The sequence below is a fragment of the Streptomyces sp. cg40 genome (assembly GCF_050320165.1).
Taxonomy (GTDB): Bacteria; Actinomycetota; Actinomycetes; order Streptomycetales; family Streptomycetaceae; genus Streptomyces; species Streptomyces hokutonensis.
The window spans coordinates 4745855-4764574 of sequence record NZ_CP190128.1 but is presented as its reverse complement, the minus strand read 5'-3'; the positions used below and the strand labels follow the sequence as shown (position 1 = coordinate 4764574).

Below are 18720 nucleotides of genomic sequence, written 5' to 3'. Positions count from 1 at the left end.
GGGTCGTCAGATCGGCGCTACCGTGGCGCCATGGACACCCAGAACACCGACCGGACGCCCCTCCCGCCGATCATCTCCGTCGACGACCACACCGTGGAGCCCGCCGACGTCTGGCAGCACCGGCTGCCCAAGAAGTACCTGGACACCGGCCCACGCGTAGTACGCGCCCCGCTGAAGGAAATGACGTTCCTCGGCGGCCGGTTCAAGCCCGTCATGGGCGAGCCGGGCGACGACGGACCGATCGGCGACTGGTGGGTGTACGAGGATCTGCACCGCCCGCTCACCCGCCTCGACACCGCCGTCGGCTACAGCAGGGACGAGATCAAGCTCGAAGTCATCACTTACGAGCAGATGCGGCCCGGTTCGTACGACGTCCCGTCCCGGCTCGCCGACATGGACGTCAACCATGTCCAGTCCGCGCTCTGTTTCCCCACCTTCCCGCGCTTCTGCGGCCAGACGTTCACCGAGGCCGCCGACCGCGAGCTCGGGCTGCTCTGCGTCCGCGCCTACAACGACTGGATGGTGGAGGAGTGGTGCGGCCCGCAGGCACAGGGCCGCCTCATCCCGCTGCCCCTGATCCCGTTGTGGGACGCGGAGTTGGCCGCCGCCGAGGTCCGCCGCAACGCGGCCCGCGGCGTCCGCGCCGTCGCCTTCTCCGAGATACCCCCGCACCTCGGCCTGCCCTCCATCCACACCGACGCCTGGGACCCCTTCCTGGCGGCCTGCGCGGAGACGCGGACGGTCATCGCCATGCACATCGGCTCCAGCAGCCGTATGCCGTCGACCTCCGCCGACGCCCCGCCGGCCGTCGGCTCCACGATCACCTTCGCCAACTGCTGCTATTCCATGGTGGATTGGCTGATGAGCGGCAAGTTCGAACGCTTCCCCGACCTCAAGGTCATGTACGCCGAGGGCCAGATCGGCTGGATCCCCTACATCCTGGAGCGCGCCGACGTGGTCTGGGAGGAGAACCGCGCTTGGGGCGGCGTCGCCGACAAGGTCCACCGCCCGCCGTCCGAACTCTTCACCGAGCACGTCTACGGCTGCTTCTTCGACGACGCCTTCGGCCTGAAGAACCTCGACTCCATAGGCGTCGGCAACGTCCTCTACGAGACCGACTACCCCCACTCCGACTCCACTTGGCCCAAGTCCCGCGAGGTCGGCGAGGCGCAGATGGGGCACCTGTCGCCGGACGTGGTCGAACGGATCGTCCGCGGCAACGCGATCGACCTCCTGGGCCTGACGCCGGACGGCCTGTGGGGCGGGCCCGCATGAGCGGCCTCGCCTACGGCATCCAGCTGCCCGTCCAGTCCCAGAGCACCATCTACGCCGAACCCTGGGAGGCCGACGCGGGCCCCGCCGACCTCGTCGAGATCGCCCGCGCCGCCGACCGCTCCGGCTTCGACTACATCGCGGGCTGCGACCACGTCGGCGTCCCGCGCCGCCTCGCCGCCGCGATGAGCACCATCTGGTACGACCCCGTCGCCACCCTCTCCTTCCTGGCGGGCGTGACCGAGCGGGTCCGACTGCTCAGCCATGTGGCGGTAGTCGGGCTGCGGCACCCGCTGATCACCGCCAAGCAGTACGCCACCCTCGACCATCTCAGCGGGGGCCGGCTGCTCCTCGGGGTCGGCGCCGGACACGTACGGGAGGAATTCGAGGCGCTCGGCGTCGACTTCGACCGGCGCGGGCCCGTCCTCGACGAGTCGATCGACGCCCTGCGCGCCGCGCTCGGACCGGACGAATTCCCGGAGCACCACGGCAAGTTGTACGACTTCGAGGGGCTGGGGCAGCGGCCCAGGCCCCAGCAGGAACACGTGCCCATCTGGGTCGGCGGCTCCTCCCCCGCCGCCGTACGCCGGGCCGCCCTCAAGGCCGACGGCTGGCTGCCGCAGGGCGACCCGCGCGACCGGCTGCCCGCACAGATCGAGCGGATCCGGCGACTGCGCGAAGAGGCCGCCCTCCAGGGGCCGTTCATGTTCGGGGCCATCACCGAGCCGCTGTACGTCGGCGACCCGGGGTGGGAGGTCGGGCGGCGCACACTCACCGGAACACCGGAAGCCCTCGCCGAATCGCTGCGCGCCTACCGGGCGATGGGCGTGGACCGGATCCAGGTCCGGTTCCGCTGCCGCGACCGGGACGAACTCACCGACCAGATAAGGAAGTTCGGTGCGGAGGTGGGGACGCTGCTCTAGACCTCGGATGCCGGCGTTTCGTCAGGGAGGCGTCGAGCAGATGTAGTTGCTCGCCGTGACGCGGGCGCGCCGGTGTTGGTCCCTCATGCTCGCTGTCACGGGTGTCCTGCCCCCGGCGTCCGCGGCTCGCCGTCTCGCTGTAGCCGTGCGGGGGCGGCCCCGAGGGGCCCACCAGGCGCGGGCCCCTTCTGCGTGCACAGCGATCTGACGCATCGTCAGATTCGGCGCTACGATGCCCGCATCCACCGATCCCGAGGAGGCCCGCATGGGCAAGCTGGACGGGCGTGTCGTCATCGTCACCGGAGCGGCGCGCGGGCAGGGGGAGCAGGAGGCGCGGCTGTTCGTGGCGGAGGGTGCGAGCGTCGTCGTAGCGGATGTTCTGGATGAGCAAGGGGAGGCACTGGCGCAGGAGTTGGGTGCGTCCTATGTGCATCTCGATGTCGGCGAGGAGGCGGACTGGAGGGCCGCCGTGGGTGCGGCGAAGGAGACGTACGGGCGGATCGACGGGCTCGTCAACAACGCGGGGATCCTGCGGTTCAACTCCCTTGTGGACACGCCGATCGAGGAGTTCATGCAGGTCGTGCGGGTGAATCAGGTCGGGTGCTTTCTCGGGATCAAGACCGTCGCGGCGGCTATGGAGGACGGGGGCACGATCGTCAACACGGCCTCGTACACGGCGGTCACGGGCATGGCGGCGGTGGGGACGTACACCGCTACCAAGCACGCGATTCTTGGGCTCACCAGGGTTGCCGCGCTGGAGTTGGCGGGCCGGCGGATACGGGTCAACGCCGTCTGCCCCGGGGCCGTCGACACCGCGATGTCCAATCCGGCGCGGCTCGATCCGGACGCGGATCCGGAGGCGATGACCCAGGCGCTGGATGAGCTGTATCGGAAGCTTGTGCCGTTGGGGCGGATCGGGCGGGCCGATGAGGTGGCTCGGCTCGCACTTTTCCTCAGCTGCGACGACTCGTCGTACATCACCGGGCAGCCGTTCGTGATCGACGGGGGCTGGCTGGCGGGGGTCAGTGTCATCTGACGGGGCGTCATCTATTGACGAATCTGACGCTACGTCAGAAAGTCGTAGCACTCGTAGGACTCGCACGAACCACCTGGACTTGGGACGGTGAACCTCCTTGGAATTCGGGCTCTTTGTACAGGGATACGTGGGCAAGCGGGCCGAGACGGATCCGCTGGCCGAGCACAAGGCGCTGATGGAGGAGACCGAGTACGTCATCCAGGCGGACAAGTCCGGTTTCAAGTACGCCTGGGCGTCCGAGCACCACTTCCTGGAGGAGTACTCGCACCTCTCGGCCAACGACGTCTACCTCGGCTACCTCGCCCACGCGACGGAACGCATCCACCTGGGCTCGGGGATCTTCAACCCCCTCGCCCAGGTCAACCACCCGGTGAAGGTCGCCGAGAAGGTCGCCATGCTCGACCATCTCTCCGGCAACCGCTTCGAGTTCGGCAGCGGGCGGGGCGCCGGCTCGCACGAGATCCTCGGGTTCATACCGGGCGTCACCGACATGAACTACACCAAGGAGATCTGGGAAGAGACCATCGCCGAGTTCCCCAAGATGTGGCTCCAGGACGAGTACGTCGGCTTCCAGGGCAAGCACTGGCAGCTGCCGCCGCGGAAGGTCCTGCCCAAGCCGTACGGCAAGGCGCACCCGGCGATGTGGTACGCGGCGGGATCCCCTCCGTCGTACGCCATGGCCGCGCGCAAGGGGCTCGGTGTGCTCGGGTTCAGCATCCAGAAGGTCTCCGACATGGAGTGGGTGCTGGAGCAGTACAAGACGGCGATCGTGAACGCCGAGCCGGTGGGGGCGTTCGTCAACGACAACGTGATGGTGACGACGACGGCGATCTGTGCGCCCACGCACGACGAGGCGATCCGGATCGCGACGAGTGGGGGGCTGCACTATCTGCCCTCGCTGGTGTTCCGGTACCACGACACGTTCCCGCGGCCCGAGGGGTTCCCCGTGTGGCCGGAGACGCTGCCGGAGTACACGCCGGAGTTCGTCGAACTCCTCGTGGAGGAGGAGCTGTTGATCTGCGGGGACCCGGACGAGGTGCTCACGCAGTGCAAGCGGTGGGAGCAGGCCGGGGCGGATCAGCTGAGCTTCGGGCTGCCGGTGGGGGTGCCGAAGGAGGAGACGTTGCAGACGATCCGGTTGATCGGGGAGCACGTGATTCCGAAGATCGACACGGATCCTGTTCACCGGACCACGCGGTTCCGGGAGACGGCCTGAGGCTGCACGGCGGGTGCGGGTGCGTTGTGGCTGGTCGCGCCTACGCGGCGGTAGCCGCAAATCGATACAGCCCCGCGCCCCTAGGTGAGTGCCCCTGGCCGGAGTTGAGGAGGTAGCCCTCGTGCTTGATCACGTCATCAAAGGTGTCACCGTCGTTGATGGGACGGGGGCGCCCGGGTTCGTCGCCGATGTCGGCATACGGGACGGGCGGATCGCCGCCATCGGGACGATCACCGAGGAGTCCCGTACCAGTGAGGACGCGCACGGTCTCGTCCTCGCCCCAGGGTTCGTCGATCCCCACACCCACTACGACGCCCAGTTGTTCTGGGACCCCTACGCCACGCCCTCCCTCAATCACGGGGTGACGACCGTCGCCGCCGGGAACTGTGGGTTCACGCTCGCGCCGCTGAAGCCGGAGGACGCCGACTACACGCGGCGGATGATGTCCAAGGTCGAGGGGATGTCGCTGGTCGCGTTGGAGGAGGGGGCGCCCTGGAGTTGGCGCGGGTTCGGGGAGTATCTGGACGCGCTGGAAGGGCGGATCGCGGTCAACGCCGGCTTCATGGTGGGGCATTGCGCGTTGCGGCGGTACGTGATGGGGGCGGATGCCGTCGGTGGGCAGCCGAGCGAGGAGCAACTCGCCGCGATCGTGGGGCTGTTGCACGAGGCCATGGACGCGGGGGCCTGGGGGTTCTCCACCACCCAGTCCTCCACTCACTCGGACGGCGACGGGCAGCCGGTCGCCTCGCGGCACGCCCGGCCGGAGGAACTGCTGGCCCTGTCACGGGCCGTGGGGGAGCACGAGGGGACGCAGATCGAGGCGATCGTCGCCGGGTGTCTGGATCAGTTCAGTGACGCGGAGATCGATCTGTTCGTCGAGATGAGCGCGGTGGCCGGGCGGCCCCTGAACTGGAACGTGCTCACCGTGGACGCCGCCGTGCCCGAGCGGGTGCCGCGGCAGCTGTTCGCGAGTGAGCGGGCGCGGAAGGCCGGCGGGCGGGTCGTCGCGCTGACCATGCCGATCCTCACGCCGATGAACATGTCCCTCGGCACCTTCTGCGCGCTGAACCTGATCCCCGGGTGGGGGCCGATCCTGAGCCTCCCCGTGCCCGAGCGGATCGCCAGGCTGCGCGAGCCGGACGTACGGGCCGAGATGCTGGAGCGGGCCAACAGCAAGGAGGCCGGGGTCTTCCGGCGGCTCGCGAACTTCGGGCGGTACGTCATCGGCGACACGTACAGCGTCGCCAATGAGGGGCTGACCGGGCGGGTGGTCAAGGACATCGCCGAGGAACGGGGGCAGGAGCCCTTCGAGTGTCTCGTCGAGATCTGTGCGGCCGATGAGCTGCGGACCGTGTTGTGGCCCATGCCCTCCGACAACGACCCGGCCTCCTGGGCGCTGCGTGCCGAGACCTGGCAGCACGAGGACGTGCTGCTCGGCGGGTCCGACGCGGGGGCGCATCTCGACCGGATGTGCGGCGCGCCGTACACGACGCGGTTCATCGGGGACTGTCTGCGCGGGCGGAAGCTGGTCGGCCTTGAACAGGCCGTGAAGATGCTGACCGACGATCCGGCGCGGCTGTTCGGGCTGCGGGAGCGCGGGCAGGTGCGGGAGGGCTGGCATGCGGACCTGGTGCTCTTCGACCCGGAGCGGATCGACGCCGGCAAGGCCACCCTGCTGCACGACCTGCCGGGTGACAGTCCGCGCCTGGACTCCAAGGCGATCGGGGTGACGGCCGTGTGGGTCAACGGAGTCGAGGCCATCCGGGGTGACGTGGTGAGCGGGTCCGTGCCGGGGCGGGTGCTGCGGTCGGGGCGGGACACCAGGACGGTGAGCACCCGGTGAGTTCGGTGAGTTCCCAAGTGGCCGATGGGCAGCGGTTGTTCGTCGGCGGGGAGTGGGTCGAGCCGGACGGTGGGCACTACGCCGTCGTGGATCCCGCGACCGAGGAGACCGTGGGGTGGGCGCCGGAGGCCTCGCGGGAGCAGGTGTTCGCCGCCGCGGCGGCGGCCCGGGAGGCGTTCGGGCCGTGGTCGCGTACGCCGCCCGAGGAACGCGCGGCGATCCTCGGGCGGGCGGCGGACCTCGTCCGTGGCCGGCTGGTGCCGTACGCCGAACTCGCCCAGGCGGAGACCGGCGCGACGACCGGGACCGCGCGGGGCATGCAGGTGGGCGTGGCCACCGCGCGGTTCCGGCGGTACGCGACCGTGGAGCCGGCCGAGTGGGCGATCGCGCCGCAGGTCAACGAGGCCGGGCCGTTCGGGAGGGCGGCCGTCATGGGGGCGCTTGCCGTACGGCAGCCGGTCGGTGTCGTCACCTGCATCACCTCGTACAACAACCCCTGGGCCAACCCCGCCGGGAAGATCGCGCCCGCCCTCGCCATGGGCAACACCGTCGTCGTGAAACCCGCCCCGCAGGACCCGCTCTCCGTCTACCGGATGGCGGAGGCCCTGGAGGCGGCCGGGGTGCCGCGCGGGGTCGTGAACGTGGTCAACGGGCGCGCGGTGGAGGTCGGGGAGGCGGCCGTGGAGTCGCCGGACGTCGACATGGTCAGCTTCACCGGCTCCACGGCGGTCGGGCAGCGCATCGCCGAGGTGTGCGGGCGCGGCATGAAGCGGCAGTTGATGGAGCTGGGCGGGAAGGGCGCGGCCGTTGTCTTCGACGACGCCGACCTCGCCTCCGCCGTCTCCGGGATCGGTACGACCTTCTCCTTCTACAGCGGGCAGATCTGCACGGCGCCGACGCGGGTGCTGGCCCAACGGGGCGTGTACGACGGGGTTGTCGAGCAACTGGCCGCCTACGCCGGTCGGTTGAAGGTCGGGGATCCCCGCTCGCCGGACACGGTGGTCGGGCCGGTGATCTCGGCGGCGCACCGGGAGCGCGTCGAGTCGTACGTCGAACTCGGCCGCAAGGAAGGCGCGGTGGTCGTCGCGGGCGGTGAACGGCCGTCGGACGGGCCGGGGTTCCTGGTGGCCCCGACCGTGCTCGCCGACTGCACCGCCGAGATGCGCGTCGTCCGCGAGGAGATCTTCGGCCCGGTCGTCGTGGTCGTCCCCTTCGACGACGAGGAGGAGGGCATCGCCCTCGCCAACGACAGCGACTACGGCCTCATCGACTACGTCTGGTCCGGCGACGTCGCCCGCGCCTTCCGCGTGGCACGCCTGCTGCGGGCCGGCGGGGTGGGCGTCAACACGGTCGGCCGCAACATGGAGGCCCCGTTCGGCGGCTTCAAGAAGAGCGGCGTCGGCCGGGACGTCGGCTCGTACGCGCTGCACGCGTACAGCGAGGTGCAGGCGATCGTCTGGCAGGGGTGAGGGCCGGTCCCTCAGTCCCGCAGATCCACCCGCACCGTCAGCAGGCTCGACCCCATCGCCTTCACCGCCGCGCTGTTGAAGCGGGGCAGGGTGCGCAGGCGGGCGTGGGGGTCGTCGTCGGGGAGGAGGTGGGCCGTGCCGGTGTGCCAGCGGCCCATGATGCGGACCCGGACCTCCGGGTTCGCCTTGATGTTCCGGACGTAGTGGGAGAGTTCGCCGAACTCCGAGACCAGCCAGAAGGTGTCGCCGACACGGCGTCCGCCGAGCGGGGTGCGGCGCGGCTGCCCGGAGACGCGGCCGGTGGTCTCCAGGACGGTCTGGGTGGGGAGACGGCGGCTGACCAGGTTCAGCACGCGCTGGATCCGGCTGACGGTGCGGTACTTGGACTCGGGGGTGGTCGGGGGCATCGGTTCTCGGATCTCCTGTTGATCGGCCGGGACGTGTCCTTCAATGGTGCCGTGCGCGTGGTGACATGGAATCTGTGGTGGCGGTACGGGCCCTGGGAGGCCCGGCAGAAGGCGATTCTCGCCGTGTTGCGTGAACTGCGGCCCGATGTCGTCGGGTTGCAGGAGGTGTGGGACGCCGAGGGCGTGAATCTCGCCGCGTGGCTCGCCGATCAGCTCGGTATGCACTGGACCTGGGGAGCCTCTCACGACCCCGGATTCTGGCAGCGCCGCCTCGGCGACCCCACCGTCGGCATCGGCAACGCGGTCCTCAGCCGCTGGCCCGTCGCCGAGCGGGCCGTACTGCCGCTGCCGCCGGGCGACGGGGACGGCGGCCGGCTCGCGCTGTACGCGGCGCTCGACGCGCCGGACCACCGCGTGCCCTTCTTCACCGCCCACCTCTCCTCCGCCACCGATGCCTCGGCCGTACGGTGCCGACAGGTCACCGCGCTCGCCGAGTTCGTCGCCGCGCACACCGGCGACGGCCCCTTCCCGCCCGTCGTCACCGGCGACTTCAACGCCTGGCCGGACTCCGACGAGATCCGCCTCTTCGGCGGCTACCGGACGGCACCGCCCGTACCCGGCCAAGTCCTCGTCGACGCCTGGGACTTCGCCGAGCCGGGCGCTCCCTCCGCCACCTGGGACCTCGCGAACCCTTACGTGGCGGGCACGTTCGGGCCCGGCGTCCGCATCGACTACGTCTTCGTGGTGCCGACGGGGAAGGGCGGGCTCGGGCATGTGCGGGGCGTACGGCGGGCGGGGGACGGGCCGGTCGACGGGGTGTGGCCGACGGATCACGCGGCCGTCGTCGTCGACCTGACCGACGGAACGGGCTGATTCACCGTCCGGTGTCACCCAGGAAGATCGGATTCGTGAGCGCGGCCAGCGCCCCGGGCAGTGGCCCCGCCGCCGTCTCGTGCCTCAACTCGGCGCGTACGTAAGCCGCGTAGGCCGGAGTCGTCCGCCACTCGACGGTGCCCGCGCCCGTGACCGGCAGCGGATCGCTGGTGAGGAGCACGCCCTGGTCGGTCACGAGGCGGACGGTGCAGCGCGGGGCGCCGGTGACCTCCAGCCGTACCGTGACCGGGGTGTCGGCGGCCACCTTCAACCGCTCGCCGATACCGGCGTGTTCGCCCTTCGGGCCCGTCGCGGTGAAGGAGAGCGTGACGTTCTTCGACTCGGCGACGTAGGAGCGCCCCGCGCGGATGCCGTCCTGGATCGCCTCCCGCGTCAAGTCGTCGGCCAGGACGACGGTTTGGGGCAGCCCGACCACGTCCGGGTCGCGGTGGGCGTCGCTGTTGCCCATCGCCGGGAGCCACGCGCGGTTCTCCCGGACGGCGGCCACGAGGGTCGCGTCCCAGGAGGCGAGGGCCACCTCGTCGTCGGGCGTGTAGGGGCCGTTCCACACCTCGACCGCGTCCGCCTCGCCGAAGCCGAACTTCCAGGCGCAGCCGATGCAGGTGGCGTGCGGGTGGGCCGGGACCACGAGCCCTCCGGCCCGGCGGATCTCGCGGGCGAACCGGCCGAAGCGGTTGTCGCGGGCCCGGTAGCGCCAGTCGACGAACGTGCCGGGCTCGGTGCCGAGGGCGACCACGTGACCGTTGCGGGTCGTGACCTCCTCGCCGAGCAGGATCAGCAGTTCGCCGTCGGGGTGGGGGCCCGCCTCCGAGGCCCAATGGGGGTGCGAGGAGTGCGTGTTGTGCTCGGACGTGTTGATGAAGTCCAGGCCCGCCGCCCGAGCCAGCGCCGCGATCTCGGCGGGAGTGCGGCGCCCGTCCGAGTACCAGGAGTGCAGATGGCAGTCGCCCCGGTACCAGTCCCGGCCCCGCCCCTTCGCCCGCTCCGGCGGGTACACCGGCCGCGGGGCGGCGCCCGGTTCGCCGTACGTGAGCGTGATCGTGAGCTCGTACGACAGCCCCTGCGGGGACACCGTGTACGGGCCCAGCGCGATGTGCCAGGTGCCCGCGTGCACCGGGCCGGGGATGTAGCCGGGCGTCGCGTCGTCGGCGCGGACGAAGAACTCCGTGCGCGCCCCGCCCGACCAGCCCCGGAAGCCCCGGCCGCCGAGACCGGTGCCGTGCTGGTCGAAGACACCGATGTCGAGGGCGTTGCCCTGGGTGCCGGCCGGAACGGACGGTCTGTCGTAGGTGTACGCCACCTTCAGCTCGCGGACCCCCGCCGGGACCTCGACCGGGACGTACACGAAGTCGGGCGAACCGGTCGGGAGGGTGCCCCGTACCGTCCGGCTCTCCTGGTCGCCGTCTGCCGCGGCCTCGGCGCCGCTCGCGAAGCTCACGCTTCCCAACGTAAGCGCGGCGGCGGCGCCCGTCACGAACAGCGCGCGCCGGTTGAGACCGTTTCCGTGATCGTCGTCGCACATGCTGCTGCTCCCGGGGTGTCGTCAGTGACGGGGATGGTGCAGAGGTGACCTGTACGACTCTGATAGTCGGCTGTGAACTCCCGGGCAAGGAAAGGGAATCGGCGGGTGTCGGGAAACCGGAGCCGGAACGGGGAGGCCCGGATGCTCCCACTGCCAGTGACACCGTGTAACGACCTGCCCGGCCCGAACGAATCGGGCGCCCCTCTTTGGCCTGATCAGACCGATCGTATGCTCGAAGGATGACGACACCCGCGAGCTCCGGAACCGGCCCGACCGAGAACTCCATGCGTCGCGCCCTCAAACGCGCCCGTGACGGCGTCGCCCTCGACGTCACGGAAGCGGCCGTGCTGCTCCAGGCCCGCGGCGAGGCCCTCGACGACCTCACCGCGTCCGCCGCCCGGGTGCGCGACGCGGGCCTCGAGACCGCCGGCCGCCCCGGCGTGATCACGTACTCGAAGAGCGTCTTCATCCCCCTCACCCGCCTGTGCCGCGACAAGTGCCACTACTGCACCTTCGTCACCGTCCCCGGCAAGCTCCGCCGCGCCGGCCACGGCATGTTCATGTCCCCGGACGAGGTCCTCGACATCGCCCGCAAGGGCGCGGCCCTCGGCTGCAAGGAAGCCCTCATCACCCTCGGCGACAAGCCCGAGGACCGCTGGCCTGAGGCGCGCGAATGGCTCGACGCGCACGGCTACGACGACACGATCGCCTACGTCCGCGCCATCTCCATCCGCATCCTGGAGGAGACGGGCCTGCTGCCCCACCTCAACCCCGGCGTCATGAGCTGGACCGACTTCCAGCGGCTGAAGCCGGTGGCGCCCTCCATGGGCATGATGCTGGAGACCACCGCGACCCGCCTGTGGTCCGAGCCCGGCGCCCCGCACTACGGCTCCCCGGACAAGGAACCCGCCGTACGCCTACGGGTGTTGGAGGACGCGGGCCGCTCCTCCGTCCCCTTCACGTCCGGCATCCTGATCGGCATCGGCGAGACGTACGAGGAGCGCGCGGAGTCCCTGTTCGCGCTGCGGAAGATCTCGCGGTCGTACCACGGCATCCAGGAACTCATCATCCAGAACTTCCGCGCCAAGCCGGACACGGCGATGCGCGGCATGCCGGACGCGGAACTGGACGAGCTGGTGGCGACGGTCGCGGTGGCCCGCCACATCATGGGCCCGTCCGCCTGCCTCCAGGCTCCCCCGAACCTCGTCGACTCCGAGTACAAGCGCCTGATCGGCGCGGGCATCGACGACTGGGGCGGGGTGTCCCCCCTCACCATCGACCATGTGAACCCCGAACGCCCCTGGCCCCAGATCGAGTTGCTGCGCGAACAGTCGGCCGAGGCGGGCTTCGAACTCCGCGAACGGCTGTGTGTGTACCCCGAGTTCGTGGGCCGCGGCGAACCCTGGCTGGACCCACGCCTGTTGCCGCACGTACGGGCCCTGGCGGACCCGGAGACGGGACTGGCCCGTGAGGACGCGGTCGTGGAGGGCCACGCGTGGCAGGAGCCGGAGGAGGCGTTCGTGTCCTTCGGCCGTACGGATCTGCACGCGTCCATCGACACGGAGGGCCGTACGTCCGACCGCCGCGACGACTTCGACGAGGTCTACGGCGACTGGGCCGCCCTGCGCGAGGCGGCGGCACCCGGCATGGTGCCCGAGCGCATCGACACGGACGTACGGCAGGCACTGGCGACGGCGGCCGACGACCCCACGAAGCTCACCGACGCGGAGGCCCTCGCGCTGCTGCACGCGGACGGCCCGGCGCTGGACGCGCTGACGCGGATCGCGGACGACGTGCGGAAGTCGGTGGTCGGGGACGAGGTGACGTACATCGTCACGCGGAACATCAACTTCACGAACGTCTGCTACACCGGCTGCCGTTTCTGCGCCTTCGCGCAGCGCCGTACCGACGCGGACGCGTACACGCTGTCGCTGGACCAGGTGGCCGACCGTGCCCAACAGGCCTGGGAAGTAGGGGCGGTTGAGGTCTGCATGCAGGGCGGTATCCACCCCGACCTGCCCGGCACGGCGTACTTCGACATCGCGAAGGCGGTGAAGGAGCGGGTGCCCGGGATGCACGTCCACGCGTTCTCGCCGATGGAGGTCGTCAACGGCGCGACGAGGACAGGCCTTTCGATCCGCGAGTGGCTGAGCGCGGCGAAGGAGGCGGGCCTGGACACCATCCCCGGCACGGCGGCGGAGATCCTCGACGACGAGGTCCGCTGGGTCCTGACGAAGGGCAAGCTGCCGACGGCGACCTGGATCGAAGTCGTCACGACGGCACACGAGTTGGGCATCCGGTCGAGCTCGACGATGATGTACGGCCATGTGGACCAGCCCAGGCACTGGCTGGGCCACCTGCGGACCCTGGCCGGGATCCAGCAACGCACCGGCGGCTTCACGGAGTTCGTGACCCTGCCGTTCATCCACACCAACGCACCCGTGTACCTGGCGGGGATCGCGCGCCCCGGCCCGACGATGCGGGACAACAGGGCGGTGGTGGCGATGGCTCGTCTCCTCCTCCACCCCTGGATCCCCAACATCCAGACCAGCTGGGTGAAGCTGGGCTCGGAGGGCGCGGCGGAGATGCTGCGCTCCGGCGCGAACGACCTCGGCGGCACACTGATGGAGGAGACGATCTCGCGGATGGCGGGTTCGTCGTACGGCTCGTACAAGTCGGTGCGTGACCTGGTCGCCGTGGCGGAACTGGCGGGCCGGCCGGCGCGACCGCGCACCACGCTGTACGGGGAGGTGCCCAAGGAACGGCAGCGGGCCGCGTCCGCCTCGGACGGGCACCTGCCGGAACTGCTGCCGGTGCTGGACTGAGGGTCCGGGTGGTCGGACGGGGGCCGGTACGATGATCCGACCCCTGTTCGATCGGGATGCGGGGGCTGTGAGTAGCTGAGGAGATGCGTGCCCGTGCCTGCCTCGAAGGTCTGGGTGACCGGTCTGACGGTGGGAGCGATCGCCGCGGTCACGGTCCTGGCCGTGCAGGCCGACAAGGGGCCGCACCCGAAGGCGTCCGCCGCCCACCCCAGCGCCTCGGCGTCCGCGCACGCGACCACGTCCCCCAAGCCGCACGTCACGGCCGCCGCGGTACCCGCCTCCTCCGGCACCGGGCGGCGCATCGTCTACTCCGTCGGCCAGAAACGGGTCTGGCTCGTCGACGCGAGCGACAAGGCCGGCCGTACGTTCGCGGTCTGGCCCGGCACGGTGAGCCCCGACCCCGGCACCTACACGGTCTCTGTCCGCAAGGACGCCACGACCGGCTCCGACGGCGTCCAGATCGAGAACATCGTCTACTTCGCCACCAAGTCCGGCCTCAACATCGCCTTCTCCGACGCCGTCGACGGCTCGTCCCCGCCGCCGGCCGCGGGCAAGGAAACGGGCGGCGTACGCATGGGCAAGGCGGACGGCGCGGCGCTGTGGGCGTTCGGGACGACCAGCACCAAGGTGATCGTGGTCAAGTAGCCGACCGGTCCGCCGTCAGCTGCACGACGACCAGCGCGACCCCGCTCAGCAGGAACACCCACGTGGCCGCCTCCAGCCCGTACGCCGGGTGTTCACTCGTGCTGGTTTCCTGCGGTGGAGGCGAGTCGGGGTGTTGGTCGTCAGGCTTCGTTTCCAGTGAACGTTGGGCCACTCGCTTCTTGTCAGTGTCGGGCTTCCGCGGACCGAGTAAAGGGCGCTGCGCTGCGCTCCGCGTCGGCTTCGCCGATGGCCCTGCGGGCCACCCTTGACTAGGTCCGCGGAAGCCCGTTTGAGAAGCGAGCGAGTGGCCCGGAGGAATGGGGGGCCGAGGCATACCAGCCCTTACGTGGGCTGCGTAGTCGGCCGGTGTTACGGGGCGCGCCAGCGTCTCGCCAGCACGCCACGCCGGCTCAGCGGCCAACCCCGAGCGGATGGACCCCAGAAACAGAGCGAGGGAGGTGGGGGTGGGGGTGGGTCTGAAAAAGTGTGTCACTTTCCGCCAAAAGTGACACACTTTTCTAGACCCACCCCCACCCCCCCCTGCCCCTCCCGCTCCCCCCCACCACCGGCCGTTGGCCGCTAAGCCGAGGTGGCGTGCTGGCGAGATGCTGGCGCGCTCCTCTCCGCTGGTTGCGGACGCAGCCGACGTGGGGGGCCGAGTGACCTCGGCCCCCCATGCCTCCGGGCCGCTCGCTCGCTTCTCAGACGGGCTGGAGCGGAGCGAGTCAAGGGTGGAGCGGAGCGGAATCGCCGTAGGCGACGCGCAGCGCCCTTTACTCGGTCCGTGGAAGCCCGACACTGGCAAAGAAGCGAGTGGCCCAACGTTCACTTCACCGATCAGCCCCCTCAACTCACCGTCCCCGTTCGATTACAGTGCTGAGCTGACTCGTACGTATGGACGGCGCCTGAGGAGGTCTTGGTGAGTGCCGTAGCCGCATCCGGGGCTGTCTGGGGGCGGGGGGAGCAGCAGGACTTTCGGAGCCGGGTGCGGGGGACGTTGTTGGGGGCCGCCGTGGGGGACGCGTTCGGGTCGCCCGTCGATCTGTTGGCGATGGACGAGATCCGGGAGGCCTACGGTGCGGAGGGCCTCGTGGATCTCGCGTTCGGGTACGGGCGGCGCGGGGCCGTCACTCATCTCACGCAGCTCAGCCTGTTCACCGTCGACGGGCTCATTCGGGCGCAGGTGAGGCGGGACACCGGGGCGTGGCATCCGCCCACCGATCTGCACCGGGCGTATCTGCGGTGGGCCGCAACTCAGCACGACTGGGGGCCCGATGAGCGTCGTAAGGACGACGGATGGCTCGCGCGCGAGGAGTGGCTCTACGCGCGGCGGGACCCGACTCGGGCCTGTTTGATGGGGTTTGGGGACGAACGGATGGGGACGCTCGACGTGCCCAAGAATCCTGGTGAGGTGGGGGGCGAGGCGGCTGCCCGTTCGGCGCCCTTCGGGTTGCTCGTGGGGTGGGAGCCGCAGCTTGTGATGCAGCTCGCGGTGGAGTGTGCGGCTCAGAGCCATGGGCATCCGGTCGGGTATTTGGCCGCCGGTGCGTATGCCGTTGTCGTGCATGGGCTCGCTCGCGGGGAGAGTCTCGACGCGGCTGTGCAGCGGGCGCTCGCGCTGCTGGCCGCCCGGCCCGGGCATCAGGCCGTCTCCGACGGGCTGCAGCGTGCCCTCGGTGCCGTGCGGCAGGGGATGCCGAGCTCGGGGCGGGTCGAGGAACTTGTGGGGGAGGGGAGTGCGGAGGGGGTGCTCTCGGGGGCTGTGTACTGCGCGCTCGTCGGGGATGACGTACGGCACGCGTTGTGTCTTGCCGTGAATCACGGTGGGCCCTCGGGGGTCGCGGGGGCGCTCACGGGTGGGTTGCTCGGGGCGTTGTACGGCGAGACGGCCCTCCCGCCGGCCTGGCTGGCCGAGCTGGAGGGCCGTCCCACGCTGCTCGTGCTCGCGGACGACTTCGCCGTGGAGATGACCCAGGGGCCCGCGTTGCACGGGCCCGCCGGGGCGTCTCCGGGCTGGATCGCCCGGTATCCGAGAGGGGTGTGATCGCCGGTGGCCGGTGGCCGGTGGCCGGTGGCCGGTGGCCGGTGGCCGGTGGCCGGTGGCCGGTGGCCGGTAGTCGGGAGTTGTTATGGCTGGCTGGTGCCCACCACGTCGTCTCCCGCACCCGCCTGTGCCGGTACGGCCACCGCGACCGCGTCGCCGTCGTCGTCCCCGCCGCCGTTGATCCGTTCGATCAGCGCGTCCCGCTCCGGGGTGTCCTCGGGCTTCACGTAGCCGATGAGGATGTAGAGGATCAGGGAGACCGCGAGCGGGACCGACACCTGGTACTGGAGCGGGACACCGCCGTCGACCTCCCAGTTGATGGGGTAGTTGACCAGCCAGAAGGCCAGCAGGCCCGCCGCCCAGCTCGTCAGGGCCGCTGTGGGGCCGGACCTGCGGAAGGGGCGGAGCAGGCCGAGCATCATCGGGATCGCGATCGGGCCCATCAGGCCCGCGACCCACTTGATGACGACCGTGATGATGTCCTTGAACGTGGGCGAGTTGATCTGTGTCGCCACCGACATCGACAGGCCGAGGAAGACGACCGTGGTCACGCGGGCCGCGATCAGGCCCGAACGGTCGTTCCAGGCACGGGCCTTGGCCGATACGACCGGTGCCACGTCCCTGGTGAAGACGGCGGCGATGGCGTTCGCGTCGGACGAGCACATCGCCATCGTGTGGGAGAAGAAGCCGACGACGACCAGGCCCAACAGGCCGTGGGGGAGCAGCTGTTCGGTCATCAGGCCGTAGGAGTCTGAGCCGTCCGGCTTCTGCGCGTGGACCAGGAGTGGTGACATCCACATGGGGAAGAAGAGGACCGTCGGCCAGATGAGCCACAGTGCCGCCGAGAGGCGGGCCGAACGCTCGGCCTCGTAGGGGCTCTTGGTGGCCATGTAGCGCTGGGCCTGGTTGAGCATGCCGCCGTTGTACTCGAAGAGCTTGATGAAGAGGAACGCGAGGAGGAACACCGTGCCGTAGGGGCCGACCAGCGGTTTGCCGTGGCCCTGGAGTGCCGGTTCGTCCCAGGCGCCGAAGAATCCGATGCCCTTGTCGTTCAGCTTCAGTACGACGGCCACGAACATGGAGACGCCGGCCAGCAACTGGATGACGAACTGGCCGAGTTCGGTGAGCGCGTCGGCCCACAGCCCGCCGATGGTGCAGTAGATCGCGGTGATCCCGCCGGTGATGAGGATGCCCTGGTTCAGGGACACACCGGTGAAGACGGACAACAGGGTGGCGATGGCCGCCCACTTGGCCGCCACGTCCACGATCTTCAGCAGCATCCCCGACCAGGCGAGCGCCTGTTGGGTCTTCAGGTTGTAGCGGTTCTTCAGGTATTCGAGCGGGGAAGCCACATGGAGGCGGGAGCGCAGCCGGTTGATGCGCGGCGCGAACAGCTTGGAGCCGATGGCGATGCCCAGCGCGATCGGGAACGACCAGGTGATGAAGGACGTGACGCCGTAGGTGTAGGCGATGCCCGCGTAACCGGTGAACATGACCGCGCTGTAGCCCGACATGTGGTGCGAGATGCCGGACAGCCACCAGGGCATCTTGCCGCCGGCGGTGAAGAAGTCGCTCACGTTGTCGACACGCTTGTGCGACCACACACCGATGGCCACCATCACGCCGAAATAGCCGATGAGCACGGCCCAGTCGAGCCCGTTCATATGCGCCCTCCCACGATTGAGCCGGTTCAGCCCGGGGCTCATCGTGGGCGGTCGCGCGTGAGCACGACAAGTAAGCGCACGGTCAAGGGGAAGTAAAATCGTTCGGATTGATGTTCTGTGTTCACATACAAGAACTCATCGCATCAGCTCCCCTGCGTTGACCAGCAACGACTGGCCCGTGATCGCCCGCGCCCGTTCCGACGCCAGGAACACCGCCGCGTCGGCCACATCCCCGTCCGTCGCCAGCTCGGGCAGCGCCATCCGGTCGGACAGCCGCTTCAGGACCTCCGGCTCCGGCACCTTCTCCGTGTGCGCGGTGAACCGCACGTACGCCTCCACCGGCGGCCCCCACATCCACCCCGGCAGCACGGTGTTCACCCGGATCCGGTACGGCCCCAACTCCCTTGCCAGCGAGTACATCGCGCTCGTCAGCGCCCCCTTCGACGCCGCGTACGCCGCCTGCCGCACCTGCGAGGGCGCGGCCACCGCCGACTGCGTCCCGATGAAGACGACCGAACCGCCGCCCGCCTCCTTCAGGGAGGGCAGGCACGCCCGCGTCATCCGCAGCGTTCCCAGCAGGTTCACGTCGAGCACCGACTGCCAGGTGGCGAAGTCCGCGTCCTGGAGCCCGCCGAAGTAGCTGTCCCACGCGGCCACATGGACCACCGCGTCGATCCGCCCGAACCGCTCCCGCGCCACCTCCGCCAGCGCCTCGCACTGTCCCTCGTCCGTGATGTCGGTCGACCGGTACGCCGTGTGCGACCCGTCGGGATCGATCTCGGCGGCCGACTTGGCGAGATGCGCCTCCGTGCGCGCGCCGAGCACGGCGTTCCCTCCGTCCCGTACGACGGCCGCGGCGACCTGGTGGCCGAGTCCGGCCCCTACCCCCGAGACGACGACGGTCTTGCCCGCGAGCAGCGACATCCGATCCCTCCCGGGGTCTGGCGGTTTATCTGACGG

At 70.2% G+C, this 18720-nt stretch carries 14 protein-coding genes; 10 read left to right on the top strand and 4 right to left on the bottom strand.

Translation table 11 applies throughout. The features are described from left to right. The first annotated feature begins 30 nt into the window (after window positions 1–30). The 6 genes from ACQHII_RS20960 to ACQHII_RS20935 all read left to right on the top strand — a co-directional run bounded on the left by ACQHII_RS20960 (window position 31) and on the right by ACQHII_RS20935 (window position 7759). A complete protein-coding gene (locus ACQHII_RS20960; RefSeq protein ID WP_427920738.1) occupies window positions 31–1275 on the top strand; it encodes an amidohydrolase family protein in 1245 nt (414 codons plus the stop codon). Beyond that, on the top strand, window positions 1272–2195 hold the full coding sequence (locus ACQHII_RS20955) for an LLM class F420-dependent oxidoreductase (protein WP_427920737.1): 924 nt from the start codon (window positions 1272–1274) through the stop codon (window positions 2193–2195). Before ACQHII_RS20960 ends, ACQHII_RS20955 begins: the two co-directional genes overlap by 4 nt. Before the next feature lie 265 nt (window positions 2196–2460). Continuing rightward, window positions 2461–3231 carry an SDR family NAD(P)-dependent oxidoreductase gene (locus tag ACQHII_RS20950; protein WP_427925376.1) on the top strand — a complete coding sequence of 257 codons (771 nt, stop codon included), beginning with the start codon at window positions 2461–2463 and terminating at the stop codon, window positions 3229–3231. Window positions 3232–3328: 97 nt separating this feature from the next. Then, a complete protein-coding gene (locus tag ACQHII_RS20945) occupies window positions 3329–4447 on the top strand; it encodes an LLM class flavin-dependent oxidoreductase (RefSeq protein WP_427920736.1) in 1119 nt (372 codons plus the stop codon). 121 nt (window positions 4448–4568) lie between these two features. Continuing rightward, window positions 4569–6290, top strand: coding sequence for an N-acyl-D-amino-acid deacylase family protein (locus tag ACQHII_RS20940; protein ID WP_427920735.1), 1722 nt, complete (start codon window positions 4569–4571; stop codon window positions 6288–6290). 5 nt (window positions 6291–6295) lie between these two features. Then, on the top strand, window positions 6296–7759 hold the full coding sequence (locus ACQHII_RS20935) for an aldehyde dehydrogenase family protein (RefSeq protein ID WP_427920734.1): 1464 nt from the start codon (window positions 6296–6298) through the stop codon (window positions 7757–7759). An 11-nt stretch (window positions 7760–7770) separates the two neighbouring features. On the opposite strand, the gene ACQHII_RS20930 is transcribed toward ACQHII_RS20935, so the two are convergent. Further along, on the bottom strand, window positions 7771–8166 hold the full coding sequence (locus ACQHII_RS20930; protein WP_427920733.1) for a nitroreductase/quinone reductase family protein: 396 nt from the start codon (window positions 8164–8166) through the stop codon (window positions 7771–7773). Window positions 8167–8217: 51 nt separating this feature from the next. Between ACQHII_RS20930 and ACQHII_RS20925 the strand changes: the two genes are divergently transcribed. Then, a complete protein-coding gene (locus tag ACQHII_RS20925; RefSeq protein ID WP_427920732.1) occupies window positions 8218–9039 on the top strand; it encodes an endonuclease/exonuclease/phosphatase family protein in 822 nt (273 codons plus the stop codon). Between the two features lies 1 nt (window position 9040). On the opposite strand, the gene ACQHII_RS20920 is transcribed toward ACQHII_RS20925, so the two are convergent. Further along, window positions 9041–10582 carry a CehA/McbA family metallohydrolase gene (locus ACQHII_RS20920; protein ID WP_427920731.1) on the bottom strand — a complete coding sequence of 514 codons (1542 nt, stop codon included), beginning with the start codon at window positions 10580–10582 and terminating at the stop codon, window positions 9041–9043. Window positions 10583–10821: 239 nt separating this feature from the next. Here ACQHII_RS20920 and ACQHII_RS20915 point away from each other — a divergent pair, with 239 nt between their 5' ends. The 3 genes from ACQHII_RS20915 (at window position 10822) to ACQHII_RS20905 (ending at window position 16096) form a co-directional block, all read left to right on the top strand. Further along, window positions 10822–13407, top strand: a complete 2586-nt coding sequence (locus tag ACQHII_RS20915) for a bifunctional FO biosynthesis protein CofGH (protein WP_427920730.1) — start codon at window positions 10822–10824, stop codon at window positions 13405–13407. Between the two features lie 93 nt (window positions 13408–13500). Continuing rightward, the gene (locus ACQHII_RS20910) at window positions 13501–14052 is read left to right on the top strand and encodes a hypothetical protein (RefSeq protein ID WP_427920729.1); all 552 of its coding nucleotides are present in this window, start codon (window positions 13501–13503) and stop codon (window positions 14050–14052) included. A 919-nt stretch (window positions 14053–14971) separates the two neighbouring features. Continuing rightward, entirely contained in the window at window positions 14972–16096 is a 1125-nt protein-coding gene (locus tag ACQHII_RS20905) for an ADP-ribosylglycohydrolase family protein (protein ID WP_427920728.1), read from the top strand. Between the two features lie 83 nt (window positions 16097–16179). Here ACQHII_RS20905 and ACQHII_RS20900 read toward each other — a convergent pair whose 3' ends face one another. Both ACQHII_RS20900 and ACQHII_RS20895 read right to left on the bottom strand, forming a co-directional pair. Next, the gene (locus ACQHII_RS20900) at window positions 16180–17760 is read right to left on the bottom strand and encodes a sodium:solute symporter family protein (RefSeq protein ID WP_427920727.1); all 1581 of its coding nucleotides are present in this window, start codon (window positions 17758–17760) and stop codon (window positions 16180–16182) included. A 135-nt stretch (window positions 17761–17895) separates the two neighbouring features. Next, a complete protein-coding gene (locus ACQHII_RS20895) occupies window positions 17896–18684 on the bottom strand; it encodes an SDR family oxidoreductase (RefSeq protein WP_427920726.1) in 789 nt (262 codons plus the stop codon). Window positions 18685–18720: the final 36 nt, after the last annotated feature.

Coding starts and splice junctions, on each gene's coding strand:
- ACQHII_RS20960 (WP_427920738.1), top strand. CDS start 31: ATGGACACCCAGAACACCGACCGGACGCCCCTCCCGCCGATCATCTCC.
- ACQHII_RS20955 (WP_427920737.1), top strand. CDS start 1,272: ATGAGCGGCCTCGCCTACGGCATCCAGCTGCCCGTCCAGTCCCAGAGC.
- ACQHII_RS20950 (WP_427925376.1), top strand. CDS start 2,461: ATGGGCAAGCTGGACGGGCGTGTCGTCATCGTCACCGGAGCGGCGCGC.
- ACQHII_RS20930 (WP_427920733.1), bottom strand. CDS start 8,166: ATGCCCCCGACCACCCCCGAGTCCAAGTACCGCACCGTCAGCCGGATC.
- ACQHII_RS20920 (WP_427920731.1), bottom strand. CDS start 10,582: ATGTGCGACGACGATCACGGAAACGGTCTCAACCGGCGCGCGCTGTTC.
- ACQHII_RS20915 (WP_427920730.1), top strand. CDS start 10,822: ATGACGACACCCGCGAGCTCCGGAACCGGCCCGACCGAGAACTCCATG.
- ACQHII_RS20900 (WP_427920727.1), bottom strand. CDS start 17,760: ATGAACGGGCTCGACTGGGCCGTGCTCATCGGCTATTTCGGCGTGATG.
- ACQHII_RS20895 (WP_427920726.1), bottom strand. CDS start 18,684: ATGTCGCTGCTCGCGGGCAAGACCGTCGTCGTCTCGGGGGTAGGGGCC.